21 protein-coding genes are annotated in these 23,141 nt (G+C 74.2%); 9 read left to right on the forward strand and 12 right to left on the reverse strand.

Features of this window, described 5'->3' with window-relative positions:
• Nucleotides 1-525 precede the first annotated feature (525 nt).
• Nucleotides 526-5,175: an Lhr family ATP-dependent helicase gene (locus OO54_RS29660; RefSeq protein ID WP_033208462.1), complete on the reverse strand. Its 4,650-nt coding sequence runs from the start codon at nucleotides 5,173-5,175 to the stop codon at nucleotides 526-528.
• A gap of 151 nt (nucleotides 5,176-5,326) precedes the next feature.
• Here OO54_RS29660 and OO54_RS29665 point away from each other — a divergent pair, with 151 nt between their 5' ends.
• The 3 genes from OO54_RS29665 to OO54_RS29675 are packed head-to-tail and all read left to right on the forward strand — an operon-like array spanning nucleotide 5,327 to nucleotide 7,347.
• The gene (locus OO54_RS29665) at nucleotides 5,327-6,193 is read left to right on the forward strand and encodes an AraC family transcriptional regulator (protein WP_399523826.1); all 867 of its coding nucleotides are present in this window, start codon (nucleotides 5,327-5,329) and stop codon (nucleotides 6,191-6,193) included.
• A gap of 57 nt (nucleotides 6,194-6,250) precedes the next feature.
• Nucleotides 6,251-7,042, forward strand: coding sequence for an AzlC family ABC transporter permease (locus OO54_RS29670; RefSeq protein WP_033208468.1), 792 nt, complete (start codon nucleotides 6,251-6,253; stop codon nucleotides 7,040-7,042).
• Entirely contained in the window at nucleotides 7,039-7,347 is a 309-nt protein-coding gene (locus OO54_RS29675; RefSeq protein WP_017237745.1) for an AzlD domain-containing protein, read from the forward strand. The genes OO54_RS29670 and OO54_RS29675 overlap by 4 nt, the downstream gene beginning before the upstream one ends.
• Nucleotides 7,348-7,407: 60 nt before the next feature.
• On the opposite strand, the gene OO54_RS29680 is transcribed toward OO54_RS29675, so the two are convergent.
• Nucleotides 7,408-8,337 carry a hypothetical protein gene (locus tag OO54_RS29680; RefSeq protein ID WP_033208470.1) on the reverse strand — a complete coding sequence of 310 codons (930 nt, stop codon included), beginning with the start codon at nucleotides 8,335-8,337 and terminating at the stop codon, nucleotides 7,408-7,410.
• A 79-nt stretch (nucleotides 8,338-8,416) separates the two neighbouring features.
• Between OO54_RS29680 and OO54_RS29685 the strand changes: the two genes are divergently transcribed.
• Both OO54_RS29685 and OO54_RS29690 read left to right on the forward strand, forming a co-directional pair.
• Nucleotides 8,417-8,611 (forward strand): DUF3046 domain-containing protein, encoded by a 195-nt coding sequence (locus OO54_RS29685; RefSeq protein WP_033208473.1) that lies wholly within the window; start codon nucleotides 8,417-8,419, stop codon nucleotides 8,609-8,611.
• Nucleotides 8,612-8,897: 286 nt separating this feature from the next.
• Nucleotides 8,898-10,028, forward strand: a complete 1,131-nt coding sequence (locus tag OO54_RS29690) for an AI-2E family transporter (RefSeq protein WP_033208557.1) — start codon at nucleotides 8,898-8,900, stop codon at nucleotides 10,026-10,028.
• 20 nt (nucleotides 10,029-10,048) lie between these two features.
• Here OO54_RS29690 and OO54_RS29695 read toward each other — a convergent pair whose 3' ends face one another.
• From OO54_RS29695 to OO54_RS29710, 4 genes are all read right to left on the reverse strand, one after another.
• Nucleotides 10,049-10,828 carry a cytochrome d ubiquinol oxidase subunit II gene (locus OO54_RS29695; protein ID WP_033208476.1) on the reverse strand — a complete coding sequence of 260 codons (780 nt, stop codon included), beginning with the start codon at nucleotides 10,826-10,828 and terminating at the stop codon, nucleotides 10,049-10,051.
• A 35-nt stretch (nucleotides 10,829-10,863) separates the two neighbouring features.
• The gene (locus OO54_RS29700; RefSeq protein WP_033208478.1) at nucleotides 10,864-12,159 is read right to left on the reverse strand and encodes a cytochrome ubiquinol oxidase subunit I; all 1,296 of its coding nucleotides are present in this window, start codon (nucleotides 12,157-12,159) and stop codon (nucleotides 10,864-10,866) included.
• A gap of 216 nt (nucleotides 12,160-12,375) precedes the next feature.
• Nucleotides 12,376-13,044, reverse strand: coding sequence for a response regulator (locus OO54_RS29705; RefSeq protein WP_033208481.1), 669 nt, complete (start codon nucleotides 13,042-13,044; stop codon nucleotides 12,376-12,378).
• A complete protein-coding gene (locus OO54_RS29710; RefSeq protein ID WP_033208484.1) occupies nucleotides 13,041-14,336 on the reverse strand; it encodes a sensor histidine kinase in 1,296 nt (431 codons plus the stop codon). Before OO54_RS29710 ends, OO54_RS29705 begins: the two co-directional genes overlap by 4 nt.
• A 235-nt stretch (nucleotides 14,337-14,571) precedes the next feature.
• Here OO54_RS29710 and OO54_RS29715 point away from each other — a divergent pair, with 235 nt between their 5' ends.
• From OO54_RS29715 to recX, 4 genes are all read left to right on the forward strand, one after another.
• Nucleotides 14,572-15,441 carry an alpha/beta fold hydrolase gene (locus tag OO54_RS29715; protein WP_033208487.1) on the forward strand — a complete coding sequence of 290 codons (870 nt, stop codon included), beginning with the start codon at nucleotides 14,572-14,574 and terminating at the stop codon, nucleotides 15,439-15,441.
• A 147-nt stretch (nucleotides 15,442-15,588) separates the two neighbouring features.
• Nucleotides 15,589-15,927: a hypothetical protein gene (locus OO54_RS29720; RefSeq protein WP_033208490.1), complete on the forward strand. Its 339-nt coding sequence runs from the start codon at nucleotides 15,589-15,591 to the stop codon at nucleotides 15,925-15,927.
• A 228-nt stretch (nucleotides 15,928-16,155) separates the two neighbouring features.
• Nucleotides 16,156-17,289 (forward strand): recombinase RecA, encoded by a 1,134-nt coding sequence (gene recA / locus OO54_RS29725; protein WP_033208492.1) that lies wholly within the window; start codon nucleotides 16,156-16,158, stop codon nucleotides 17,287-17,289.
• Between the two features lie 4 nt (nucleotides 17,290-17,293).
• Nucleotides 17,294-17,860 carry a recombination regulator RecX gene (recX, locus tag OO54_RS29730; RefSeq protein WP_033208495.1) on the forward strand — a complete coding sequence of 189 codons (567 nt, stop codon included), beginning with the start codon at nucleotides 17,294-17,296 and terminating at the stop codon, nucleotides 17,858-17,860.
• 225 nt (nucleotides 17,861-18,085) lie between these two features.
• Here the strand turns inward: recX and OO54_RS29735 are convergent, their stop codons facing one another.
• From OO54_RS29735 to OO54_RS29755, 6 genes are all read right to left on the reverse strand, one after another.
• On the reverse strand, nucleotides 18,086-18,511 hold the full coding sequence (locus tag OO54_RS29735) for a rhodanese-like domain-containing protein (protein ID WP_033208498.1): 426 nt from the start codon (nucleotides 18,509-18,511) through the stop codon (nucleotides 18,086-18,088).
• Between the two features lie 236 nt (nucleotides 18,512-18,747).
• Entirely contained in the window at nucleotides 18,748-19,386 is a 639-nt protein-coding gene (locus tag OO54_RS29740; RefSeq protein WP_033208501.1) for a cupin domain-containing protein, read from the reverse strand.
• Nucleotides 19,387-19,486: 100 nt separating this feature from the next.
• A complete protein-coding gene (locus OO54_RS48860; protein ID WP_337523638.1) occupies nucleotides 19,487-19,573 on the reverse strand; it encodes a putative leader peptide in 87 nt (28 codons plus the stop codon).
• A gap of 32 nt (nucleotides 19,574-19,605) precedes the next feature.
• Nucleotides 19,606-21,285, reverse strand: coding sequence for an FAD-dependent monooxygenase (locus OO54_RS29745; protein ID WP_033208504.1), 1,680 nt, complete (start codon nucleotides 21,283-21,285; stop codon nucleotides 19,606-19,608).
• 192 nt (nucleotides 21,286-21,477) lie between these two features.
• Nucleotides 21,478-22,368, reverse strand: a complete 891-nt coding sequence (locus OO54_RS29750; protein WP_033208506.1) for an amino acid ABC transporter permease — start codon at nucleotides 22,366-22,368, stop codon at nucleotides 21,478-21,480.
• Nucleotides 22,365-23,039, reverse strand: a complete 675-nt coding sequence (locus OO54_RS29755) for an amino acid ABC transporter permease (protein WP_017237761.1) — start codon at nucleotides 23,037-23,039, stop codon at nucleotides 22,365-22,367. The genes OO54_RS29750 and OO54_RS29755 overlap by 4 nt, the downstream gene beginning before the upstream one ends.
• Between the last annotated feature and the right edge of the window lie 102 nt (nucleotides 23,040-23,141).

Raw genomic sequence — 23,141 nt, forward strand, 5'->3', positions numbered from 1 at the left:
TGGGGCGGAACGGGTGGGCACAACGGACGGCGCCCCTTGCCGGGCCCAGGCTTCCGCGCCTGAACCCGCACGGACAGTGCGGTGCGCAACGGGTGCGGGCCAGGGCAACAGGGGCGGAGGCGCCGCCGAGGGCGCCGTCCCGTGTGCCCACCCGTCCCGCCCCAGCGGGACGATTGCCCACACGGGGGTGCGGCGTGGCCAGCCCACGCGGCAGCGGGCGCGGGCCCACATGGCAGCGGGCGCGGGCCCACGCGGGTGCGGGCCGCCCGGGGGCGGGGCGGCAGGCCCACGTGGACGTGGGCCACACGGGGGTGTGGTGTGTCAGCCCGCACGGCAGCGGGCGCGGGCTCGCACGGGGGTGCGGCGTGGCAGCCCGCACAGGGCGAGGGGACAGCCCAGGCGGGTGGAGGCTCGGATGGGGGCGGGCGCGCACGGGGTGGGCGGCGGCCCAGGCGGGTGGAGGCTCGGATGGGCGGGCGGCGGCCCAGGGGCGTGGAGGCCTGTGCGGGGGGCGGGGTGGTGGGGTTAGGGACGGAGGCGGAGGCCTCGGGGGGTGGCGTGGAAGCCGGCGGATTCGAGGGGGCGGGAGAGGGGGGAGGTGAGGGAGGTGGTGCCGTTGACGCGCTCGACGGTGACGGTGCCGAGGGAGCCGAGGCGGGCGGCCGCGGCGAGGGCCTCGGCGGCGGCGGTGAGGGCGGGGTCGTCGGGGGCGGTCGCCCAGGAGAGGAGGGTTTTGCCGCCGCGCTCCATGTAGAGCGTGAGTTCGCCGTCGACGAGGACGACCATCGCGCCGGCTTTGCGGCCAGGCTTGTGGCCGGCGCCGGTCGGGGGCTCGGGCCAGGGGAGCGCGGCGCCGTAGGCGTTCGCCGGGTCGGCCGCGGCGAGGACCAGGGCGCGGGGGCCGGTGGCGGCTTCGGCGCCGCGGTCGCGGGCGGTCGCGGCGGCGCGCAGCCGGTCCACCGCGCCGTCCATCGCGAACTGGGCCGCGCCGAGCCCCTCGACGACATAGCCGCGGCGGGCCTGGCCGCTGTCCTCGAAGGCGGACAGGATGCGGTACGTCGCGGAGAAGCCGCCTTCGACGCCCTCGGCGGCCACCGCGCCGCGGGTGACGACGCCGTGCCGGTCCAGGAGGGTGCGGGCGAGGGCGTGGGCCCGGTGGGTCCGTTCGGGCTCGGCGGGCGGCAGCAGCGACCAGCGGCCGGAGACCGTCGGCGGGCCGGTGCGGGAGGCCGGGCGGGCGGCCGCGGTGAGGGTGCCGTACCGGCCGCGGGGGACCGTGCGGCGTGCGCGGTGGGCGGTGGAGCCGGCCGTGCGGCCCGAGCCGAGCAGCGCGCGCAGCGGGGCCAGGGTGTCGTTGGTGAGCCGGCCCGACCAGGCCAGGTCCCAGAGGGCGTCGGCGAGCTGGGGGTCGGTGGCGTCCGGGTGGGTGGTGGCCCGGATCTGGTCGGCGATCTGGCGGAAGAACAGGCCGTACCCGCCGGAGAGGGCGGTGAGCACCGACTCGTGCAGTGCGGACAGCTCCAGTGGGTGCGGGGGCGGCAGGAGCAGGGGTGCCGCGTCCGCGAGGTAGAGCGAGACCCAGCCGTCCTTGCCGGGAAGCGACCCGGCACCCGCCCAGAGGACCTCGCCGGTGGTCGTCAGCTCGTCCAGGAGCGCAGGGGAGTAGTCCCTGACCCGCGACGGCAGGATGAGCTTCTCCAGGGCGGAGGCGGGGACCGGAGCGCCCTGGAGCTGCTCGATCGCGCGGGCGAGGCCGTCGATGCCGCGCAGACTGTTGCTCCCCAGGTGCTGCCACTGCGGCAGGAAGGTGGCGAGGGCCGCCGGGGGCACCGGTTCCAGTTCGTGGCGCAGGGCCGCCAGGGAGCGGCGCCGCAGCCGGCGCAGGACGGTGGCGTCGCACCACTCCTGACCGATGCCGGAGGGGTGGAACTCGCCCTGGACCACGCGGCCCGACGCGGCGAGCCGCTGGAGGGCGCCGTCGGTGACGGCTGCCCCCAGGCCGAAGCGGTGGGCGGCTCCGGAGGACGTGAACGGGCCGTGGGTGCGCGCGTACCGGGCGAGGAGGTCGCCCAGCGGGTCCTTGACCGGTTCGGTGAAGGCCTCGGGCACGCCGACGGGCAGGGCCGTGCCCAGGGCGTCCCGGAGCCGGCCCGCGTCCTCGATCGCGGCCCAGTGCTCCAGGCCCGAGATCCGGACCCGGATGGCGCGCCGCGCGGTCGCGAGCTCCGGCGCCCAGCCCGGCTCGGCGCCCCGCTCGGCGAGCTCGGTGTCGGTGAGCGGCCCCAGGACCCGCAGCAGGTCGGCGACGCCCTCCACGTCCTTGATCCGCCGGTCCTCCGTCAGCCACTGGAGCTCCCGCTCCAGCTCGGTCAGGACCTCGGGGTCCAGCAGTTCGCGCAGCTCCGCCTGGCCGAGGAGCTCGGCGAGCAGCCGGGAGTCCAGGGACAGCGCGGCCGCCCGCCGCTCGGCGAGCGGGGAGTCACCCTCGTACAGGAACTGCGCGACGTAGCCGAAGAGCAGTGAGCGGGCGAAGGGGGACGGCTCGGGGGTGGTCACCTCGACCAGTCGGACGCGGCGGGCCTCGATGTCGCCCATCAGCTCCGTGAGCCCGGGGACGTCGAAGACGTCCTGGAGACATTCGCGGACCGCTTCGAGGACGATCGGGAACGAGCCGAACTCGCTCGCCACCTGGAGGAGCTGCGAGGCGCGCTGCCGCTGCTGCCAGAGCGGGGTGCGCTTGCCGGGATTCCGCTTGGGCAGCAGCAGGGCGCGGGCGGCGCACTCGCGGAACCGGGAGGCGAACAGCGCGGAGCCGCCCACCTGGTCGGTGACGATCTGCCCGATCTCGCCCTTGTCGAAGAGGGCGTCGGCCGCGCCGATGGGCGCCTTGTCGGCGTCGTACGTCGTGTCCAGGTGCCGGCCCGGGTCCACCGGTTCGTGGTCGAGGAGGTCGAGGCCCATCTCCAGGCCCATCAGGTCCGCGTCCGGCAGGCGCAGCACGATGCCGTCGTCCGCGTGCATCACCTGCGCGTCCATGCCGTACCGCTCGGCCAGGCGGGCGCCGAGCGCCAGCGCCCAGGGAGCGTGCACCTGCGCGCCGAAGGGGGAGTGGATGACGACCCGCCAGTCCCCGAGCTCGTCCCGGAAGCGCTCGACCAGGATCGTCCGGTCGTCCGGCACGTGCCCGCAGGCCTCGCGCTGCTCCCTGAGGTAGGCGAGGACGTTGTCCGCGGCCCAGGCGTCCAGGCCGGCGGCGAGCAGCCGCAGACGCGCGTCCTCGTCGGAGAGGGCGCCGACCTCGCGGAGGAACGCGCCGACGGCACGGCCCAGTTCGAGGGGCCGGCCGAGCTGGTCGCCCTTCCAGAACGGCAGCCTGCCGGGCACCCCGGGCGCGGGCGTGACGAGCACCCGGTCCCGGGTGATGTCCTCGATGCGCCACGAGGTGGTACCGAGCGTGAAGACGTCGCCGACGCGCGACTCGTACACCATCTCCTCGTCGAGCTCCCCGACGCGGCCGCCGCCCTTCTTGGGGTCCGAGCCCGCCAGGAAGACGCCGAACAGGCCCCGGTCGGGGATCGTGCCGCCGGAGGTGACGGCGAGTCGCTGCGCGCCGGGCCGTCCGGTGACCGTCCCGGTCACCCGGTCCCACACCACGCGCGGGCGCAGATCGGCGAAGGCGTCCGAGGGGTAGCGCCCCGCGAGCATGTCCAGGACGCCGGTGAACGCCGACTCCGGCAGCGACGAGAACGGCGCCGCCCGGCGCACCACGGCCAGCAGGTCGTCCACCTGCCAGGTGTCGAGCGCGACCATGGCGACCAGTTGCTGGGCCAGGACGTCCAGCGGGTTGCCGGGGATCCGCATCGACTCGATGGAGCCGGTGCGCATCCGCTCGGTGACCACCGCGGCCTGCACCAGGTCGCCCCGGTACTTGGGGAAGACCACGCCCGTCGACACCGCGCCGACCTGGTGCCCCGCGCGTCCCACGCGCTGGAGTCCGGAGGCGACCGAGGGCGGCGACTCGACCTGGACGACCAGGTCGACCGCGCCCATGTCGATGCCCAGCTCCAGGCTGGAGGTGGCGACCACGGCGGGCAGGCGGCCCGCCTTCAGGTCCTCCTCCACCTGGGCGCGCTGCTCCTTCGACACCGAGCCGTGGTGGGCCCGGGCGAGCAGCGGCGGGGCGCCGTGCGCCGCTCCCGACTGGGCCATGACCTGGGCGGGGGGAGCGCCCTCGGGGAGCGGCTCGCCGGTCGCCCGCTCGTACGCGATCTCGTTCAGCCGGTTGCAGAGGCGCTCGGCCAGGCGGCGGGAGTTGGCGAAGACGATCGTCGACCGGTGGGCCTGGACGAGGTCGGCGATCCGTTCCTCGACCTGCGGCCAGATCGACGGCTTGTCCCCGCCCTCCTTGCCTTCGGACGCCGGTGAGCCTCCCAGCTCGCCCATGTCCTCGACGGGCACGACCACGGAGAGGTCGAACTCCTTGCCCGACGGCGGCTGGACGATCTCCACGGCGCGCTTCGGGGAGAGGTAGCGGGCCACCTCGTCCACCGGGCGGACCGTGGCCGACAGGCCGATCCGGCGCGCGGGGCGGGGCAGCAGTTCGTCGAGCCGCTCCAGGGAGAGGGCCAGGTGTGCGCCCCGCTTGGTGCCCGCGACCGCGTGGACCTCGTCCAGGATGACCGTCTCCACGCCAGACAGGGCCTCGCGGGTCGCGGAGGTCAGCATCAGGAACAGCGACTCGGGCGTGGTGATCAGGATGTCCGGGGGGCGGGTGGCGAGTGCCCGGCGCTCGGCGGGCGGGGTGTCACCGGAGCGGATCCCGACCCGGACGTCGGGCTCCGGCATCCCGAGGCGCACCGACTCCTGCCGGATGCCGGTCAGGGGCGAGCGCAGGTTCCGCTCGACGTCCACGGCGAGGGCCTTCAGCGGTGACACGTACAGCACGCGGCAGCGCTTCTTCGCGTCGGCGGGCGGCGGCGTGGAGGCCAGCGCGTCCAGGGAGGCGAGGAAGGCCGCCAGCGTCTTGCCCGAGCCGGTCGGCGCGACGACCAGCACGTCGGAGCCCTCGCCGATGGCCTTCCAGGCGCCTTCCTGCGCCGCCGTGGGCGCGGCGAAGGCCCCGGTGAACCAACCACGGGTCGCGGGGGAGAACGAGTCGAGCGCGGACCTGACCATGCCACCCATCGTGCACCCCGCCACTGACAACCGCCCGGACCTGTGGAAAACCGTGCCGCGACCCCGCCGGGACCCGCGGGCGCCCCCGCGTCGAGGACGCCCGGACCCGGGGCAGAAGTCTCCGCCGGCCCCCGGGCGCAGAATGGGAGGCATGACGAGTGGGGAGCGGGCGCGCTACTGGCAGTACTCCGAGCTGCCCGGCGTCGACCTGCTGCACGCCCACTACATCCGCAAGGCGTTCGCACGGCACACCCACGAGACCTTCGTCCTCGCCGCGATCACCGAGGGCGTCGAGGCCTTCCACTACCGCGACGAACTCGTCCACGCGGGTCCCGGGCAGATAGCCCTGGTCAACCCGGACACCTCGCACACCGGGCACGCGGGCGTGCCCGAGGGGTGGACGTACCGCACGATCTACCCCGACGCGGAGATCGTCCGCTCGATCGCCGCCGACACCCTCGCCCTGCGCGGCTCGGCCGGCTTCACGACGCCCGTCGTCGACGACCCGTACGCCGCCCGGCTCGTCGTCGGCGTCCACCGGGCCGCCGAGGAGGGCAACGCGCTCGCGGCGGACAGCCTGCTCCGGCTCGTCACGGCCCGCATGCTGCGCAGCCACGGCGGGCTGATCACACCGCTCCCGCCCCGCTCGGCGGGCGCTCGGGACGCGGCACGCGCGCGTGCCGTCCTGGAGGAGCGGATGGCCGAGCCGCCGACCTTGGAGCGCCTCGCCGGGGACCTGGGCACCAGCCCCTTCGCCCTCCTCAGGGCCTTCCGGTCGGCGTACGGGATGCCCCCGCACACGTGGCTCACGGACGCGCGCGTACGGCGGGCCAGACGGCTCCTCGACGCGGGGACGCCGCCCGCGGACGCGGCCGCCGCCGTGGGGTTCACCGACCAGTCGCACCTCAACCGGCACTTCACCCGCAGCGTCGGGGTGCCGCCGGGCGCCTACCAGCGCGCGCGTGGTGTGCGCGGGAGCGGTGGGCAGGGTGTGCGGGACGAGCCGACCGGGCCGTGAAGGCGGGCGCAAGAACGTACAAGACCGGCCGCCTCGGACTGTCGTAACGTCCCTGACGTGGCAGAACAGACAGCTCCCCCCGTCATACGCGACCCCGGCACACCGGCGAAACCCGACGCGGCGGTCGTGCGCGACGCCCTGGGCGTCGGTGTCGCCGTCGGCCTGTCCGGGTTCGCCTTCGGCGTCACCTCGGCGGGCGCCGGACTCGGCCTCCTCCAGACCTGCGCGCTCAGCCTGCTCGTCTTCACCGGCGCGTCGCAGTTCGCCCTCGTCGGCGCGCTCGCCGCGGGCGGCAACCCGTTCACGGCCGCCGCCGGGGCCTTCTTCCTCGGCACTCGCAACGCCTTCTACGGGCTTCGGCTCTCCCAGCTCCTCGCCCTGCCGAAGGCCGTCAGGCCGTTCGCCGCGCACTGGGTGATCGACGAGACGACCGCGGTCGCCCTCGCGCAGCCGTCCCGCCGGGCGGCGCGCGTCGGCTTCACCGTCACCGGCCTCACGCTCTACGTCCTGTGGAACGTCACCACGCTGCTCGGGGCGCTCGGCGCCGAGGCACTCGGCGACACGGCGGCCTGGGGCCTCGACGCGGCCGGTCCCGCCGTCTTCCTGGCCCTGCTCGCCCCCATGCTCAAGACGGCGACCGAGCGGGCCACCGCCGGCATCGCCGTCCTGCTCGGCCTCGGGCTGCTGCCCGTCCTGCCCGCCGGCGTCCCGGTCCTCGCCGCGGCCCTGGCCGCGCCCGCCGTGCTCTGGTTGCGGGGCCGGCGGGCGAGCGCCGCACCCGGTGGCGCCGAACGGACCGACCGCGCCGCCGAGGCGGGCCCGGAGACGAAGGAGGAGGACTCCCGATGAACGTGTGGATCGCGATCGGCCTGACCGCCGCCGGGTGCTACCTGATGAAACTGGTCGGCCTGCTCGTCCCCGCCGGAACGCTGGAGCGGCCGCTCGTGCAGAGGCTCGCGGCCCTGCTGCCCGTCGCCCTGCTCGCCGCGCTCACCGCCCAGCAGACGTTCAGCGCCGGCGGCTCGCTCGTCCTGGACGCACGGGCAGCCGGGCTGGCCGCGGCCGCCGTCGCGCTCGTCCTGCGGGCCCCGTTCCTGGTCGTCGTCGGCGCGGCCGTCGCGGTCACCGCGGGGGTGCGGGCCCTGGGCTGGTGAGCGGGAGACGAACGGCGGCGACCCCGGCCGCCGGGTCGCCCGGGGCCACCGCCGCCGGGCTCAGTCGATGGAGCGGCCGTGGGCGCGGAGGGTGCGCAGCGCCTCGACCGTGACGATCGGGCGCCACTCCAGGGCGGAGCCGGGGGCCCAGGCGCGCCAGCGGATCGGCCAGCCGCCGTCCTCCTGCTGGTCCGCCGCGAGCCGGTCCAGGGAGCGGGCCATCTCCTCGTCCGTGAACCAGTGCGCCGCCAGCGAGTCCGGCACGCGCGCGTAGTCGTGCGGGAAGTGGTGCTCACCGGGCGCGTACCCGTCCGCGACCGGGTAGTCGTCCGGCCGGTCCGGGTCCAGGACGGCGAGCCGCTGCTCGCGGACCAGTCGGCCCAGCCGGTCGGCGGCGGCCTCGGCGCGCGAGCGGTCCGGGGCTCCGTCGAGGAACGCGACGGCGGCCTGGACCTCGTACGGATGCGATTTCTCCAGCGACTCGACGGCCGCCCAGCAGAACTCGGTGGCCCGGAACAGCCAGGCGTGCCAGACCTGGTTGCGGTGCAGCAGCCCGACCACGGGACCGGTCGCGAGCAGGGAGCTCGGCGGGGAGTCGACGACCGGGACGAACGGCGCCGAGGGGTAGTCGGCCTGGGACGGGTGGATCGCCGGCAGCGCGCCGTCGTGCGTCGACACGTCCGTGAGGTAGCGGCAGATCCGCTCCACGCGCAGCCCGCCGCAGCGGCCGATGGAGTCCAGGACCCGCAACGCGTGCGCGGTGTGGAGGGGCTGGCTGACCGGTCCGCGGAGATCGGGTTCGAGCGCGTGGCCGTAGCCGCCGTCCTCGTTGAGGTAGGCGAGGAGGGCCGCCTCGACCTGGTCCGGGCCGCCGCGCAGGAAGTGGTAGGCGAAGCGGTGCTGTTCGAGGACCCGGGCCGTCAGCCAGACGAAACGCTCGGCGCGTGCCAGGGGGGTCGAGGGCGGGGAGGAGAGGGGTTTTTCGGCCATGCTCCGACCGTAGGGCGGAAAGTCGCGGTGACAAGGCCTGAGGAGCGGGCTGCACTCTTGGGAGCGGGATACTGGAGTCATGCGGTTGACGATTTTCTGGGAACGGATGGCGGACCACTTCGGTTCGTCCTACGCCGAGTCCTTCGCGCGGGACCACGTGATGGCGGAGCTCGGCGGGCGGACGGTGCGCGAAGCGCTGGACGCCGGCTGGGAGGCGAAGGACGTGTGGCGGGCGGTCTGCGCGGCCGTCGGCGTACCGGCCGACAAGCGGTGACCGGCCGGCGAACGGCCGGGTGACAAGCGGCGATGTGCGGGGCCCCGGGTGGAATGTCCGCGCGGTGCGCGAGACTGGCGGGGTGGCCCCGACTGACGACAGCGACAAGACAGAACCGACAGCCCCCACCGAACCGGCGACGCCCACCGAACCGACGGCTCCCGCGGACGTGACCGCCGGCTCCCGCGAGGGGACCGGCGAGGTGAGCGACAGAGGCGCTCTGGAGCCCTCCGCCTCCGGGGCCGTGGCGGCGCCGCCCGCGCCCTCGGCGGCCACGGCGGCGCGGATGCCGCGCTGGCTGCCGCGCGCCCTCGTCCTGGCCCTCGCGCTCTACTCCTGTTTCCTGCTCGGCAGCTGGGCCTTCCACCAGCTCGTCGGCCTCCTCGTCAACATCCTGCTCGCCTTCTTCCTCGCCCTCGCCATCGAGCCGGCGGTCGGGCGGATGGCGGCGCGCGGGATGCGCCGGGGCCTCGCCACCTTCCTGGTCTTCCTCGCCGTCCTGGTCTTCGGCGTCGGCTTCGTCGTCCTCCTCGGGTCGATGCTCGCCGGCCAGATCGTCGACATGGTCGAGAACTTCCCCAAGTACCTCGACTCGCTGATCAACTGGATCAACCAGAGCTTCCACACGGACCTCTCGCGGGTCGAGGTCCAGGACAGCGTGCTGCGTTCCGACTGGCTGCAGAAGTACGTGCAGAACAGCGCGTCCGGAGTCCTCGACGTCTCCGCCACCGTCCTCGGCGGCCTGTTCCGGCTCCTGACGATCTTCCTGTTCTCGTTCTACTTCGCCGCCGACGGGCCCCGGCTGCGGCGCGCCCTGTGCTCCGTCCTGCCGCCCGCCCGCCAGACCGAGGTGCTGCGGGCCTGGGAGATCGCGGTCGACAAGACCGGCGGCTACCTCTACTCACGCGGCCTGATGGCCCTCATCTCGGGCGTCGCGCACTTCGTGCTCTTCGAGATCCTCGGCGTGCCGTACGCCCCCGCGCTCGCCGTGTGGGTCGGCCTGGTCTCGCAGTTCATCCCGACGATCGGCACCTACCTGGCCGGCGCGCTGCCGATGCTGATCGCCTTCACCGTCAACCCCTGGTACGCGCTGTGGGTGCTTTGCTTCGTCGTGGTCTACCAGCAGTTCGAGAACTACGTGCTCCAGCCGAAGCTGACCTCCAAGACCGTGGACATCCACCCGGCGGTGGCCTTCGGCTCGGTCATCGCGGGCACGGCGCTGCTCGGCGCCGTCGGCGCGCTGATCGCCATCCCGGCCGTCGCCACCCTGCAGGCCTTCCTGGGCGCCTACGTGAAGCGGTACGACGTCACCGACGACCCGCGCGTCCACGGCCACCGGCGGTACGGCGAGGCGGTGGTGGCCCGGCTCCAGAAGGCCCTGCACCACAAGAAGGAGTCCTCGCCCGACGAGTCCTGACCGGGCCCCGCGCGCGTGGGTCAGAGGTAGGAGGGCCGGGTCACCCGGTGCCGGAAGGCGTGCCAGGTCCAGGCCTGGACGGCGACCAGGAGCGGGGTGACGGCGAGCAGGGCGGGCACGAGCAGGGCGAGCGTGGCCGGGGCCGCCGTCCGCCCGGCCAGCGGGAGAGCGGTCCCCGCGGCGAGCGGCAGCCCGGCGAGCAGGACACCGGTGAACGCGAAGGACCACCACGGGCGCCCGGTGCGTCCGACGAGCCGGCGGGCCCGCTCGTACGGCGGTCCCGTGAGCCGGAGCGTGGCGAAGCCGAGGCCGTGCGCGGCGAACAGCGCCGCCACGGCGAGCGCGGTGAGGGCGGCCGTCGGGCCGGTCGCCGACGCGTACGGCCGTCCTGTGAGCAGGGCCGCGAGCAGCCACCCCCAGGAGAGCGCCACGGTCCAGCTGCCGCACGTCACGGCGGTGTCGCAGCCCGCGCGCCAGCGGGGGCCCGGGCCCCGGCCGCGCGACCAGAGCCCCGCGTCCCGGACGATCCAGCCGGTCAGGAGGGCCACGAGGACCGGGAACTGGCCGCTGAGGAGCTCCCCTTCGAGAGTGGGGAAGCAGCCGACGAGCACGCCCGCGGCGGCGACCAGCCAGACCTCGTTGCCCAGGAAGAAGGGGGCGAAGGAGGCGAGGACGAGGCGCCGCTCGCGGTCGTCCCGGCCGAGCCAGGGGGTGAGCATGCCGGTGCCGATGTCCGCGCCGGCGAGCACGAACCAGCCCGCGGCGAAGAAGGCGAGCAGGGCGATGGACAGGGTCTCCACGGGGACTCCTCGGGTGTTCCTCGACGGGGGCGGCGTCAGTAGCGCGGTGCGGGCAGGGCGTCGGCGGGGTCGGGCCCGTCCGCCGCGCCGGAGGGCCGCTCGTCGTGGCCGAGGCCGGACTCGACGGGGCCGCGGCGGGCGTGCCGGGTCAGCAGCCAGGCGTTGAGCACGGCGAGCAGGACGAAGACCGTGGTGAAGACGGCGAGGGAGAGACGCATGGTGGCGGGGGAGAGGTCCGAGACCGCGTCCTCCGTCCTGAGCAGCCCGTAGACCACCCAGGGCTGCCGCCCGGCCTCCCGGAAGACCCAGCCGCCGATCATGGCCAGATACGGCAGCGGTACGGCCGCCATCAGGGCGAGGTGCCACAACCGGAACCGGAAGACGACCTTCTTGAAGCAGGCCAGGATCACCCCGGCGAAGCACAGGTACATCATCAGCGCGAAGGCGATCAGCATCACGAGACCGCCGCCCCGGGTCCAGGCCTCCGACGGCACGTAGTCGCCCGGCCCGAAACGGGCCGTCATCTCCGTCTGGAGCCGGGCGATCTCCGCCGCCTCGCCGCTGAAGACGGCCGACTTCATCGGCTGGAACGTGGCCAGGACGCCGAACTGGAGCCCGCCGAAGACCGCCGCCGCCATCAGCGCCGGCGCCGACAGGAACACCCCGATCCGCAGACTGCGGCCGAAGAACTCCCACTCGGGGGTGCGCCGGAACAGGTGGTACGCGCTCACTCCGGCCATGAAGAACCCTGCGGTGAGCAGGGCGCCCGCCAGGACGTGCCCGAAGGCGAGGAGCGCCGACGGGTTGGTCAGGACCGCGACCGGGTCGTCGAGGACCAGCTCGCCGTTCTCGGAGCCGTACCCCACCGGGTGGTTGAGGAAGCCGTTGGAGACGAGGATCCAGTACGCCGAGAGGTAGGCGGTCAGGCAGACGATCCAGATCGCGGCCAGGTGGGCCCAGCGACCGAGCCGGTTCCAGCCGAAGATCCACAGGCCGAGGAAGGTCGACTCGACGAAGAACGCCACGATCGTCTCCACGGCGAGCGAGGCGCCGAGGACGTTGCCCGCCTCGTGGGTGAGCCCGCTCCAGGCCATGCCGAACTGGAACTCCATCACGAGGCCCGTGACGATGCCGACCGCGTAGTTGATCACGTACAACTGGCCCCAGAAGCGCACCATGCGCGCGTGCAGCGGCTTCCGGCTGAGGGTGGCCCTGGTCTGGAGCACGGCCACGACCGTCACCAGCCCCAGGGTGAGGGCGACGAAGAGGAAGTGGCCGCCCGCCGTGAGGGCGAACTGCAGCCGCGCGAGATCGAGTACGTCCTGATTCACCCGGTCAGCGTGGGCGCACGGTCAGGTGCCCGGCGTCACCCCACGGAGGACACCCGCCGTACCCCGTCGGTTGCGCCGCCCCACGCGCGCGTACCCCAGGAGTCGTCCCTGGCCGGTCCCGTCCCCTAGGGGTGTCCTGTGCCGGTCGGGGCCGGGCCCGCGAAGCCTGGCACCGGGGTGTCCGAAGCATCCCGCCGGATTCGGCACGCCCCGGCGTCAGGCCAGCCAGCCGGGGGTGATCATTCCGGACTCGTACGCCAGGATCACCAGCTGCGCCCGGTCCCGTACGGCCAGCTTGGTCATGATGCGGCTGACGTGGGTCTTGGCGGTGGCGGGGGAGAGGACGAGCCGGCCGGCGATCTCGTCGTTGGAGAGGCCCGCCCCGACGAGACCCAGGACCTCGCGCTCCCGCTCGGTGAGGGCGTTCAGCCGGGGGCTGGGGTCCGGCTGCCGCCCGACGAGCCCGGCGAACTCGGCGATCAGGCGGCGCGTCACGGCCGGTGAGATCAGGGCGTCGCCGCGCGCCACCACCCTTACCGCGTGAAGCAGTTCCATCGGCTCGGTGTCCTTGACGAGGAACCCGGACGCGCCGGCGCGCAGCGCCCCGTACACGTGGTCGTCGGCGTCGAAGGTGGTCAGGATGACCACGCGGACCCCCTCCAGGCGCTCGTCGGCGGTGATGCGCCGCGTGGCCTCGAGGCCGTCGAGGACCGGCATGCGGATGTCCATCAGGACCACGTCCGGGCGCAGTTCACGGGCGAGACCGATCGCCTGCTCCCCGTCCCCCGCCTCGCCCACGACCTCGATGTCCTCCTCGTCCGACAGGATCGACCGGAAGCCGGCCCGGACCAGGGTCTGGTCGTCGGCGAGCACGACGCGGATCATCGGGGGTCCCCTTCGGAGGAGGCGGGCGGAGTACGGGGTGACGCGGGCGGAGTGCGTGGCGGCTCGTCGGAGCCGGGCCGGGGTCCGGGCGCGCCCGGCGGGGCAAGGGGTAGCCGGGCGTCCACGACGAAGCCGCCGCCGTCGGCGTTCCGGGCGGTGAGCTGCCCGCCGAACGCGCGGGCCCGTTCGGCCATGCCCCGGATGCCGCTGCCCAGCGGCCCGTCCTCCGGCGCGCCCACGCCGTCGTCGGCGATCCGCAGGCGCACCGCGTCCGCGCCCCAGTCGAGGGTGACGCGCACGGTTCCCGCGCCCGCGTGGCGGGTGACGTTCGTCAGCGACTCCTGCACGATCCGGTACGCGGCCAGGTCGACCGGCGGCGGCAGCGGCACGGGGGTGCCCGTGGTGCTCGTACGGACGTCGAGCCCGGCGCCGCGGGCACGTTCGACCAGGTCGCCGAGGAGCGCGAGACCGGAGGAGGCCGGGGCGGTCGGGGTGGCCTCGTCGGCCCGGCGCAGCATCCCGAGGGTCGCCCGGAGCTCGCGCAGCGCGTCCTTGCTGGTGGCCTTCACGGCCTCGAGGGCCTCGGTGGCGGTGGCGAGACCCGCCTCCGGGGCCGGTCCCTTGCCGAGCCGGTGCAGCGCCGCACCGGACTGGACGTTGATCAGCGAGATGCTGTGGCCGAGCACGTCGTGCACCTCCCTGGCGATCCGCAGCCGCTCCTCGGTGGCACCCTGCCGGGCCCGGGCCTCCTGCTCCCGCTCGGCGGCGAGTGCCCGCTGCTCCACCTCGTGCAGATAGGCGGTCCGGGTGCGCTGGGCCCGGCCCACGGCGACCAGGCTGATCAGCCAGCCCGCCAGCATCGCGAGCGAGGTGTCGTCGATCTGCCGGTGCCCGGGCTGCTGCCGGATCTCGCCGACCCCCACCGCGAGCAGCGTGACGGCCGCGAGCGCGACGGCGGCCGCGAACCGGCCCTCGGCGGCGGTCGTGTACAGCGCCAGCGCGAAGGCGATCATGAGCGGGCCGTCCTGGGCGGACAGCGGGTAGTAGACGACGCAGGCGAGGAGCGTGACCACGGCCACGGCGACGGGCTGCCGCCGCCGGAAGTACAGGGCCCCGCAGCCGACCAGGATCAGAGCCCAGCCGAGCACCGTGCGGAGCGCCGGCTCGCTCGCGTACCGCGCCGAGACCAGCGTCCAGACCGCGACGACGAGCAGCACGACACCCGCCACGAGAGCGTCGGCCGTCCGCGGCGACGTGCGGCCGCCGCCGGGGGCGCGGAGGGGGAGGGGCATGCGTCGAAGGATAGGGGGCGGCGACGGCTCGGCGCCGGGACCGGCCAGGGCGCGGAGGGGCGAGGGAGCGGAGTTGTGCGCGGGGACGAGGGGCCGGAGTTGTGCGCGCGGGCGAGGGACCGGAGTCGTGCGAGCGGGCGAGGGCGGCGGTCGTTGCCGGTGTGGCGGGAGGCCAGTAGCGTCGTGGCGCCGGAGTGGCGACGACGCCCGGGTACGGCCGGGGGACGGGGGCGGAATGGCCGAGTGCGACGTGGTCGAGAGCGACGTGGAACTGGCCGACGGAAGCGGGCTGCACGTCTACGACACCGGGGACGGCGGCTCAGGCGACGGACTCGTCGTCTTCTGGCACCACGGAACGCCGAACATCGGCGCCCCTCCCGAGCCCCTGTTCCCCGCCGCCGCCCGGCTGGGGATCCGCTGGGTCTCGTACGACCGCCCCGGCTACGGCGGATCCGGCTCCCGCCCGGGACGGGACGTCGCGTCGGCCGCCGCCGACGTGCGCTCCGTCGCCGACGCGCTGGGCATCGGCCGCTTCGCGGTCATGGGGCACTCCGGTGGCGCCCCGCACGCGCTCGCGTGCGGGGCCCTGCTGCCCGAGCGGGTCATCGGAGTCGTCGGCGTGGCCGGGTTGGCGCCGTACGGCGCCGAGGGACTCGACTGGTTCGGGGGGATGACGGAGTCCGGCGCGGCGGCCTTGCGCGCGGCGGCGGAAGGGCGGGCGGCGAAGGAGGCGTACGAGGCGACCGCCGCGTACGACCCGGAGATGTTCACCCCGGCCGACCACGAGGCGCTCGCCGGCGAGTGGTCCTGGTTCGGCGACGTCGTCGGTCCGGCCATGGCGTCGGGTCCCGGCGGGCTGATCGACGACGACCTGGCGTACGTCGCTCCGTGGGGCTTCGACCCCACCCGGATCGCCGCGCCTGTGCTCCTGCTGCACGGCGGCGAGGACCGCGTCGTGCCCGACTCGCACGCCCGCTGGCTGGCCGGCCGCTGCCCCACGGCGGAACTGCGTCCGAGCCCGCCCGACGGACACGTCTCGGTGCTCCGGAGCGGCGGACCGGAGGCGCTGGAATGGCTCGCGGAGGTGGCGGGCACCGCTCGCTGAGGCCGCTCGGCGCCCCGTGCGAGAAGGACGCGTACGGGCCGCGGGAACGTCGGCGCACACGGCCCTGGCAACCATTCCGGCCCCGCACGGGTCCTCCACGCCGAGGCCCTGGGCGGGCCACGTGGTGGGTGAGGACGGGGGAGCGCCGTGGGAGTCCGACGGGTAGCGAAGGGCATCGGCGAGTTCCTGCTGGAGACGGTCGGGGAGGCCGTCGCGGACCTGATCCTCACCCTGCTCGCCTGCGCTCTGCTCGCTTGCCTGGTTCTGATCGCCCACCTGAGCTGGTCCTTCAGCCCGCGCTTGACCGTCGCGGGCGCCGGACTGCTCAGCCTGGTCCTCGCCCACGGCGCCTGGAGGACCTTCCGCGATCCCACGAAGGGTCGCCGCCGCCGGCGCCTCGCCGCCGTGACCACGGCCGTCTTCACGTTGACCGCCTCGACGGGCTTGTTCCTGTTTCTCTACAGCACAGGGTGCGACTGCCTGTGACAGCGGTTCCGCACCGCCTCGCAGCCGCTCGCGCAGGGGCCGAGGGGTGGGCGTGGCGCGCTTGACACTGAAATCGAACATCCATTCTCATGGGAGTCCGGCCCTTGGGAACACTGGGTTGTCGACGAGTTGTCCACAGGCCGGAGGGGACGTCGGGGCCCATTGTCAGTGGCAGGGGTTAGCGTCTTTCACATGAAGCGATCGACTCAAGCAAACCGGGTGGAACCCATGGCAGGAACCGACCGCGAGAAGGCGCTCGACGCCGCACTCGCACAGATTGAACGCCAATTCGGCAAGGGCGCCGTGATGCGCATGGGTGACCGTACCCAGGAGCCGATCGAGGTGATCTCCACCGGATCGACCGCGCTCGACATCGCGCTCGGTGTCGGCGGCCTGCCGCGCGGCCGTGTCGTGGAGATCTACGGCCCGGAGTCCTCCGGTAAGACGACCCTGACCCTGCACGCCGTGGCCAACGCGCAGAAGGCCGGCGGCCAGGTCGCCTTCGTGGACGCCGAGCACGCCCTCGACCCCGAGTACGCCAAGAAGCTCGGCGTCGACATCGACAACCTCATCCTGTCCCAGCCGGACAACGGCGAGCAGGCCCTCGAGATCGTCGACATGCTGGTCCGCTCCGGCGCCCTCGACCTGATCGTCATCGACTCCGTCGCCGCGCTCGTCCCGCGTGCGGAGATCGAGGGCGAGATGGGCGACTCGCACGTCGGTCTGCAGGCCCGACTGATGAGCCAGGCCCTCCGGAAGATCACCAGCGCGCTCAACCAGTCCAAGACCACCGCGATCTTCATCAACCAGCTCCGCGAGAAGATCGGCGTCATGTTCGGCTCGCCGGAGACCACGACCGGTGGCCGTGCGCTGAAGTTCTACGCCTCGGTGCGTCTCGACATCCGCCGCATCGAGACCCTCAAGGACGGCACGGACGCGGTCGGCAACCGCACCCGCGTCAAGGTCGTCAAGAACAAGGTCGCGCCGCCCTTCAAGCAGGCCGAGTTCGACATCCTCTACGGCCAGGGCATCAGCCGCGAGGGCGGCCTGATCGACATGGGCGTGGAGCACGGCTTCGTGCGCAAGGCCGGCGCCTGGTACACGTACGAGGGCGACCAGCTCGGCCAGGGCAAGGAGAACGCCCGCAACTTCCTGAAGGACAACCCCGACCTCGCCGACGAGATCGAGAAGAAGATCAAGGAGAAGCTGGGCGTCGGCGTCCGGCCCGACGCCGCGAAGGCCGAGGCGGCGACGGACGCGGCGGGCGCCGCGGACACGGCCGGCGCGGACGACGCCAAGACCGTCCCGGCACCCGCGACCAAGACCGCGAAGGCGACCAAGGCCACCGCGGTCAAGAGCTGAACCGGTGACCGGTCGCACCGAATGGCCGGGTGACAGCCCCGACTCGTCGAGGGCCGAGAAGGAGCTGTCACCCCAGGATCCGGCTGAGCGGGCGCGAGCGATCTGCCTGCGCCTGCTCACCGGGACCCCGCGCACGCGAAAGCAGCTCGCCGACGCGCTGCGCAAGCGGGAGATCCCCGACGACGTGGCGGAGGAGATCCTCTCCCGCTTCGAGGACGTCGGGCTCATCGACGACGCCGCCTTCGCGGGAGCGTGGGTGGAGTCCCGCCACCACGGCCGGGGCCTCGCGCGCAGAGCCCTCGCCCGGGAGCTGCGGACCAAAGGCGTCGAGCCGACCCTCATCCAGGAGGCGGTGAGCCGGCTCGACTCCGACCAGGAGGAGGCCACTGCGCGCGAGCTGGTCGCCCGCAAGCTGCGCGCCACCCAGGGCCTCGACCGCGACCGCCGCCTGCGCCGGCTCGCCGGAATGCTCGCCCGCAAGGGATACCCGGAGGGCATGGCCCTCCGCGTCGTCCGCCAGGCGCTGGAGGCCGAGGGCGAGGACACGGACGGGCTGGACGAGTCCTTCTGACACGGGGGGACAGAAGGACTCGTCCAGCCTGCGGGGGAGCCCGGCCCGGGGTCGGACGCCGGGGGCCGGGAAGGCGACGGGCAAGTCCCGTCGGCCCGGGGGCGGGCGCCGGACGGCCGGGGGGCGGCCTGTGGTCAGGCGCGGCCGGGACGGTCGTGTACGGCACGGCGTCCGGTCGGGCCGAAACGCCCGGCGGAGGCCGCCCGCAGCTCGGTCGGCCCGTGGTCAGGCGCGGGTGGCCGGCAGGAGGACGGGGAGGCCGGCGGCTTTCCAGGCTTGGAAGCCGCCGATGAGGTCGGTTGCCCGGTGCAGACCGAGGCGGCGTAGGGACTCGGCCGCGAGGGAGGAGGCGTAGCCCTCGTTGCAGAGGACGACCACCCGGAGGTCGTGGCTGTCCGCCTCCGCCGCGCGGTGGCTGCCCAGGGGGTCCAGCCGCCATTCCAGTTCGTTGCGCTCGACGATCAGCGCGCCCGGGATCAGGCCGTCGCGTTCCCGCAGGGCCGAGTAGCGCGTGTCCACCAGGAGCGCGTCGCCCGCCTCGTACGCCTGGTAGGCGTCGCGGGGCTCGATCCGGTCGAGGCCCGACCTGACCTGCTCCAGGAGTTCGTCGATGCCCACGCGGCCGTCGACCGCTCGTCCGCCGTCGCCCACGTGTGCCGTTCCCGTCCCTGCTTGTCCGTCGCCCACGTGTCCCGTTCCCTGCCTCGCTTGTCCGTCGCCCACGTGTGCCGTCCCCGTCCCTGCTTGTCCGTCGCCCACGTGTGCCGTCCCCGGCCTCGCTTGTCCGTCGCCCACGTGTCCCGTTCCCGGCCTCGCTTGTCCGTCGCCCACGTGTGCCGTCCCCGCTCGTCGCTCGTTCACCGCTCGGCCGATCGACGTCTCGTCGCTCACTGCCAGTCCTCCGGGCGCTCGACCTGCTCGAGGCGGAGGACCGGGCCCGTCCTGCTGAACCGCCGGATCAGCGGGAGCGGCGGGTAGTACGCGTGCACCGAGACCGCGTGGGTGTCCTGGGACTCGTTGAGCACCTCGTGCACGTGGTGGCGGCCGAAGGCACGGCCCCCGCCCTCCGCCAGCCGGCGGGAGCGGTCGAGGCCGTCGGCCAGTTCCAGGGTCTTCCAGCCGCTCGCGGGCAGCCGGACCGCGAGGGCGTTCTCGGTGAGCGTGCCCCGCGCGGTGGCGAAGGCGCCGATCGACTCGGCGTGGTCGTGCCAGCCGGTGCCCGTGCCGGGCGGCCAGCCGATGAGCCAGGCCTCGCTGCCCCCGGGGCCGTCGAGGCGTACCCAGGTGCGGCCCTCGGGGTCGAGCGGCAGCGAGTCGACGAGTTCCCGGTCGGCGGCCGTGCGGCGGACGAAGTCGAGCAGATCGGCCGCCGTCGGCCCGGCGGACGCGCTGGAGGCCGTACCGGGGCTTGGGGCCGTACCGACGCCGGGGGTCGTACCGACGGGAGACGCGGAGGGGGTGTCCGCGGTAGGGCCGAAGGGGGTGTCGGAGTCGGTGGGGGAGGGCGTGGAGGCGTGTGGGGACACGGGTGACCGTCCTGAGGTTCGCGAAGGGCGCGACGGCTCACGGCGGCGCGGACGTCCGGACGGGCGTCGGCGGCGGGGCGCGCGCGGGAAGGAGGCGAGATCAGCAGGAGGGGCGACACACGCAGCCCGCGTAGCGGACGAGGTCCATGTGGACCCGCCGCCACAGGCGCGCAGAGGTGTCGGTCACGCTCCGGAGTACACCATGCGCGCCCGCGGGAATCAATGCATGTCCGCCGTGCGGTCACCGGCGGCGGACACGTCGGCGGCGGGGACCTCGGTGGGCACCTGGGCGGTGGGGGAGCCGCCGCGGGCCGCATCTGCCGCCGCGTACAGCTCCTCCGGGAGGACCCCGGAGAAGGAGGCGACGAGGTGGCCGTCAGGCCGTACGAGCAGGACGGCGTGGGCGGGGGCGCCCGGGTATGCCTCGGTGACCAGGACCTCGGCCTTCGTCGGAAGGGCGGCGACGGCCTCTTCGAGCCGGGGCATGACACCCGCGCTGCGCCAGTGGCGGCGGTCCCACACCCCGGTGCCGGGGGCGACGAGGACGACCAGGAGCCGGCCCTGGCCGAGCCGGTCGCGGAGCCGTACGGTCGTGCCGTCCGGGGCGGTCACGCGGACGTCCTCGACCGGGGCGCCCGGCGGAGTGCCGACCGGCGTCAGCCCGTCGGAGTACGGAGGCGCGAGGGGGGAGTGCGGGTACGCGGGGGGCGCGCCGAGCGGGCCGCGCCCCACGTGACCCTCGGTCAGCAGGGCGTCGTGGCCACGGGACGAGCCGGGGAGGTACGTCCGCAGGCCACCGCCGCCGCGCAGCGCGGGCAGCGACTGGTCCGCGGCGCGCAGCCGGGAGGCGACGGCCGTCCGCCGCTCGCTCTGGTAGCTGTCGAGCAGCCGGTCCGAGGCGCCGTGGTGCCAGGTGAGGGCGAGTTTCCAGGCGAGGTTGTCGACGTCGCGGAACCCCTCGTCGAGGCCCTGCGTGCCGACCGCCCCGAGCAGGTGCGCCGCGTCCCCGGCGAGCAGCACCCGGTCGACGCGCCAGCGGCGGGCGAGCCGGTGGTGCAGGGTGTGGACGCCGGTGTCGATGAGCTCGTACGGGGGTGTCACCCCGTCGCACCAGCCGGCGAGGGTCTCCCGGATCCGGGAGACCAGCGCGTCCGGGGTGACCAGGTCGCCGCGGGGCGGGAGCAGCCAGTCGATCCGCCACACCCCGTCGGGCAGCGGGCGGGCGGTGATCTCGTCGGGGGCGCCCCGCCACGGCGGCTGGCGGTGCATCAGGGCCTCGCCCGGCCAGGGGAGTTCGGTGCGCAGGGCGGCGACCGCGTGGCGTTCCACCGCCGTACGGCCCGGGAAGCGGATGCCGAGCAGCTTGCGCACGGTCGAACGGGCGCCGTCGCAGCCGACGAGGTGGCTGCCGCGCCACCAGGTGCCGTCGGGGCCCCGGGTGTGGGCGGTGACCCCGTCCTGGTCCTGTTCGACGGTGTCGAGCCGGGCCTCGGTGACGAGCCGGATCAGCTTCTCGCGGCCGATGGCGTCGCGCAGCCCGCGTGCGAGGGCGTGCTGGGGGATGTGCAGCGGGGCGGCCGGAGCGGCGGGCGCGGCCGGGTCCTCGGCCCACTCCTCCGTACCGCTGAGTCCCAGGTCGAGGGGGAGGTGGCGGAGCAGCCGGCCGCGGCGCATGCTGCGCCAGCCGACCCAGCGGACCCCCTCGTCACGGAGGGTGGTGCAGCCCAGGCGCTCGACCATGGCGGCCATGTCGGCGCGCAGCAGCACGCTGCGGGCGGGGCGCGGCTCGTCCTTGCCGGGGCCCTCGTCGAGGACGATGCTGGGCACGCCCTGGGCGGCGAGCGCGAGGGAGAGCGCGAGGCCGACCGGCCCCGCGCCCACGATGATCACCGGGTCCACGGCGCGGCTCCTGTAGGCCGGACGGTCATGGGGGCAGCACAGCTGAGTGTGGCACGAGCCCGGTGGTTGATCACAGACCGTATGCAACCCACTGAGGGTGCTTGCGTCAAGCGACGGGGTGGGCGCGGTGCGGTCGACATCGAGTCGGTACCGCTCCGGCCCACCCCTGTGGTCCCGGTGGCCTCTTCGGCGTCAGGCGTCGCTGACGGCCTTCGACTTCTCATCGGGGGCTCCGGCCTGGGCCGGGAGGGTCACCGCCGCGGACTTCCGGCCCTGTCGCAGCCGCTGCTCCAGGCGGCCCGCGAAGCTGGTGAGGGCGAAGTTGATGACGATGTAGATGAGAGCGATGACCGTGAGCGTGGCGATCGTGTTGGCGCCGTAGTTGGCCGTGATCTGCCGGTTCTGGCTGAGCAGCTCGGCGAAGCCGAGCAGGGCGCCGCCGAGCGCGGTGTCCTTGACGATGACGACGAGCTGGCTGACCAGGGCGGGCAGCATGACGGTCACGGCCTGCGGGAGCAGGACGTACAGCATGGTCTGGCCCTTGCGCATGCCGAGCGCGACGGCCGCGTCGCCCTGGCCCCGGGGCAGCGAGAGCACGCCGGCCCGGACGACCTCGGCGATCACCGAGGCGTTGTAGAGCACCAGTCCGGTGACCACCGCGTACAGCGGGCGGAAGTCGGAGCTGACGGTCGTGAACTCCCGGTAGGCCTGGTTGGCGAACATCATCAGGAGCAGCACCGGAATGGCGCGGAAGAACTCCACGAGCGCTCCGACGGGCACCCGCACCCAGCGGTGGTCGGAGAGCCGGCCGATGCCGAGGGCGGCGCCGAGGGGAAGCGCGATCAGGATGGACAGGCCGGCTGCCTTGAGGGTCTCGGTCAGACCGGGCAGCAGGTACGTCGTCCAGACCTCGGAGTCGGTGACGAACGGACTCCACTTGTCGGCTGCCAGCTGGTTCTTGTCGGCGAGGGCGGCGAGCACCCACCAGCCGACGAGGCCGAGGGCCGCCAGGAAGACGATCGTGTAGAGGACGTTGCGCCGCTTCGCGCGCGGGCCGGGGGTGTCGTACAGGACGGAGCTCATCGCTTCACCGCCAGTCGCTTGGCCGCCCAGCCCAGGATCAGGCCGGTGGGGAGGGTGAGGACGATGAAGCCGAAGGCGAAGACGGCGAAGACCGCGAACAGCGCGTCGGCCTCGTTCTCGATCATCTCCTTCATCAGGAACGCCGCGTCGGCGGCGCCGATCGCGGCCGCCACGGTGGTGTTCTTGGTGAGGGCGATCAGAACGTTGGCGAGCGGGGTCACCGCCGCGCGGAACGCCTGCGGGAGGACCACCAGGGTGAGCACCTGGGTGAAGCTCAGGCCGAGCGCGCGGGCGGCCTCGGCCTGGCCGGCCGGGACGGTGTTGATGCCCGAGCGGAGGGCCTCGCAGACGAACGTGCCGGTGTACGCGACGAGTCCGAGTACGGCGAGCCGGAAGCCGATGCCCTCGGAGCGTTCACCGCCGAGCGTGATGAGCAGCGTCTGGTTGAGGCCGAGAAGGCAGGCGACGAGGACCACCGTCAGCGGAGTGTTCCGGACGATGTTCACGTAGGCGGTGCCGAAGGCGCGCATCAGCGGCACCGGGCTGACCCGCATGGAGACCAGGGCGGTGCCCCAGATCAGCGAGCCGATCGCCGAGTAGAGGGCGAGCTGCGCCGTCACCCAGAAGGCGCCGAGCAGGTCGTACTGCCCGGAATCAAGAAAGTCGAACACGATGCCCGCGCTCTCCCCTGGTGGTCGGTCGGTGTGACGGCCGGTGCGTGGGCAGCGGCCGGTGCCGGTGTGACGGCCGCCGCCGGGCGGCGGCCGTCACGG

This window comes from Streptomyces wedmorensis (genome assembly GCF_000716445.1).
GTDB classification, from domain to species: Bacteria; Actinomycetota; Actinomycetes; order Streptomycetales; family Streptomycetaceae; genus Streptomyces; species Streptomyces wedmorensis.

Bases quoted from the DNA above. Each gene is read 5' to 3' on its own strand.
- OO54_RS29660 (WP_033208462.1), bottom strand. From the start codon at position 5,175: ATGGTCAGGTCCGCGCTCGACTCGTTCTCCCCCGCGACCCGTGGTTGG.
- OO54_RS29665 (WP_399523826.1), top strand. From the start codon at position 5,327: ATGACGAGTGGGGAGCGGGCGCGCTACTGGCAGTACTCCGAGCTGCCC.
- OO54_RS29675 (WP_017237745.1), top strand. From the start codon at position 7,039: ATGAACGTGTGGATCGCGATCGGCCTGACCGCCGCCGGGTGCTACCTG.
- OO54_RS29680 (WP_033208470.1), bottom strand. From the start codon at position 8,337: ATGGCCGAAAAACCCCTCTCCTCCCCGCCCTCGACCCCCCTGGCACGC.
- OO54_RS29685 (WP_033208473.1), top strand. From the start codon at position 8,417: ATGCGGTTGACGATTTTCTGGGAACGGATGGCGGACCACTTCGGTTCG.
- OO54_RS29690 (WP_033208557.1), top strand. From the start codon at position 8,898: ATGCCGCGCTGGCTGCCGCGCGCCCTCGTCCTGGCCCTCGCGCTCTAC.
- OO54_RS29705 (WP_033208481.1), bottom strand. From the start codon at position 13,044: ATGATCCGCGTCGTGCTCGCCGACGACCAGACCCTGGTCCGGGCCGGC.
- OO54_RS29710 (WP_033208484.1), bottom strand. From the start codon at position 14,336: ATGCCCCTCCCCCTCCGCGCCCCCGGCGGCGGCCGCACGTCGCCGCGG.
- OO54_RS29715 (WP_033208487.1), top strand. From the start codon at position 14,572: ATGGCCGAGTGCGACGTGGTCGAGAGCGACGTGGAACTGGCCGACGGA.
- recA (WP_033208492.1), top strand. From the start codon at position 16,156: ATGGCAGGAACCGACCGCGAGAAGGCGCTCGACGCCGCACTCGCACAG.
- OO54_RS29750 (WP_033208506.1), bottom strand. From the start codon at position 22,368: ATGAGCTCCGTCCTGTACGACACCCCCGGCCCGCGCGCGAAGCGGCGC.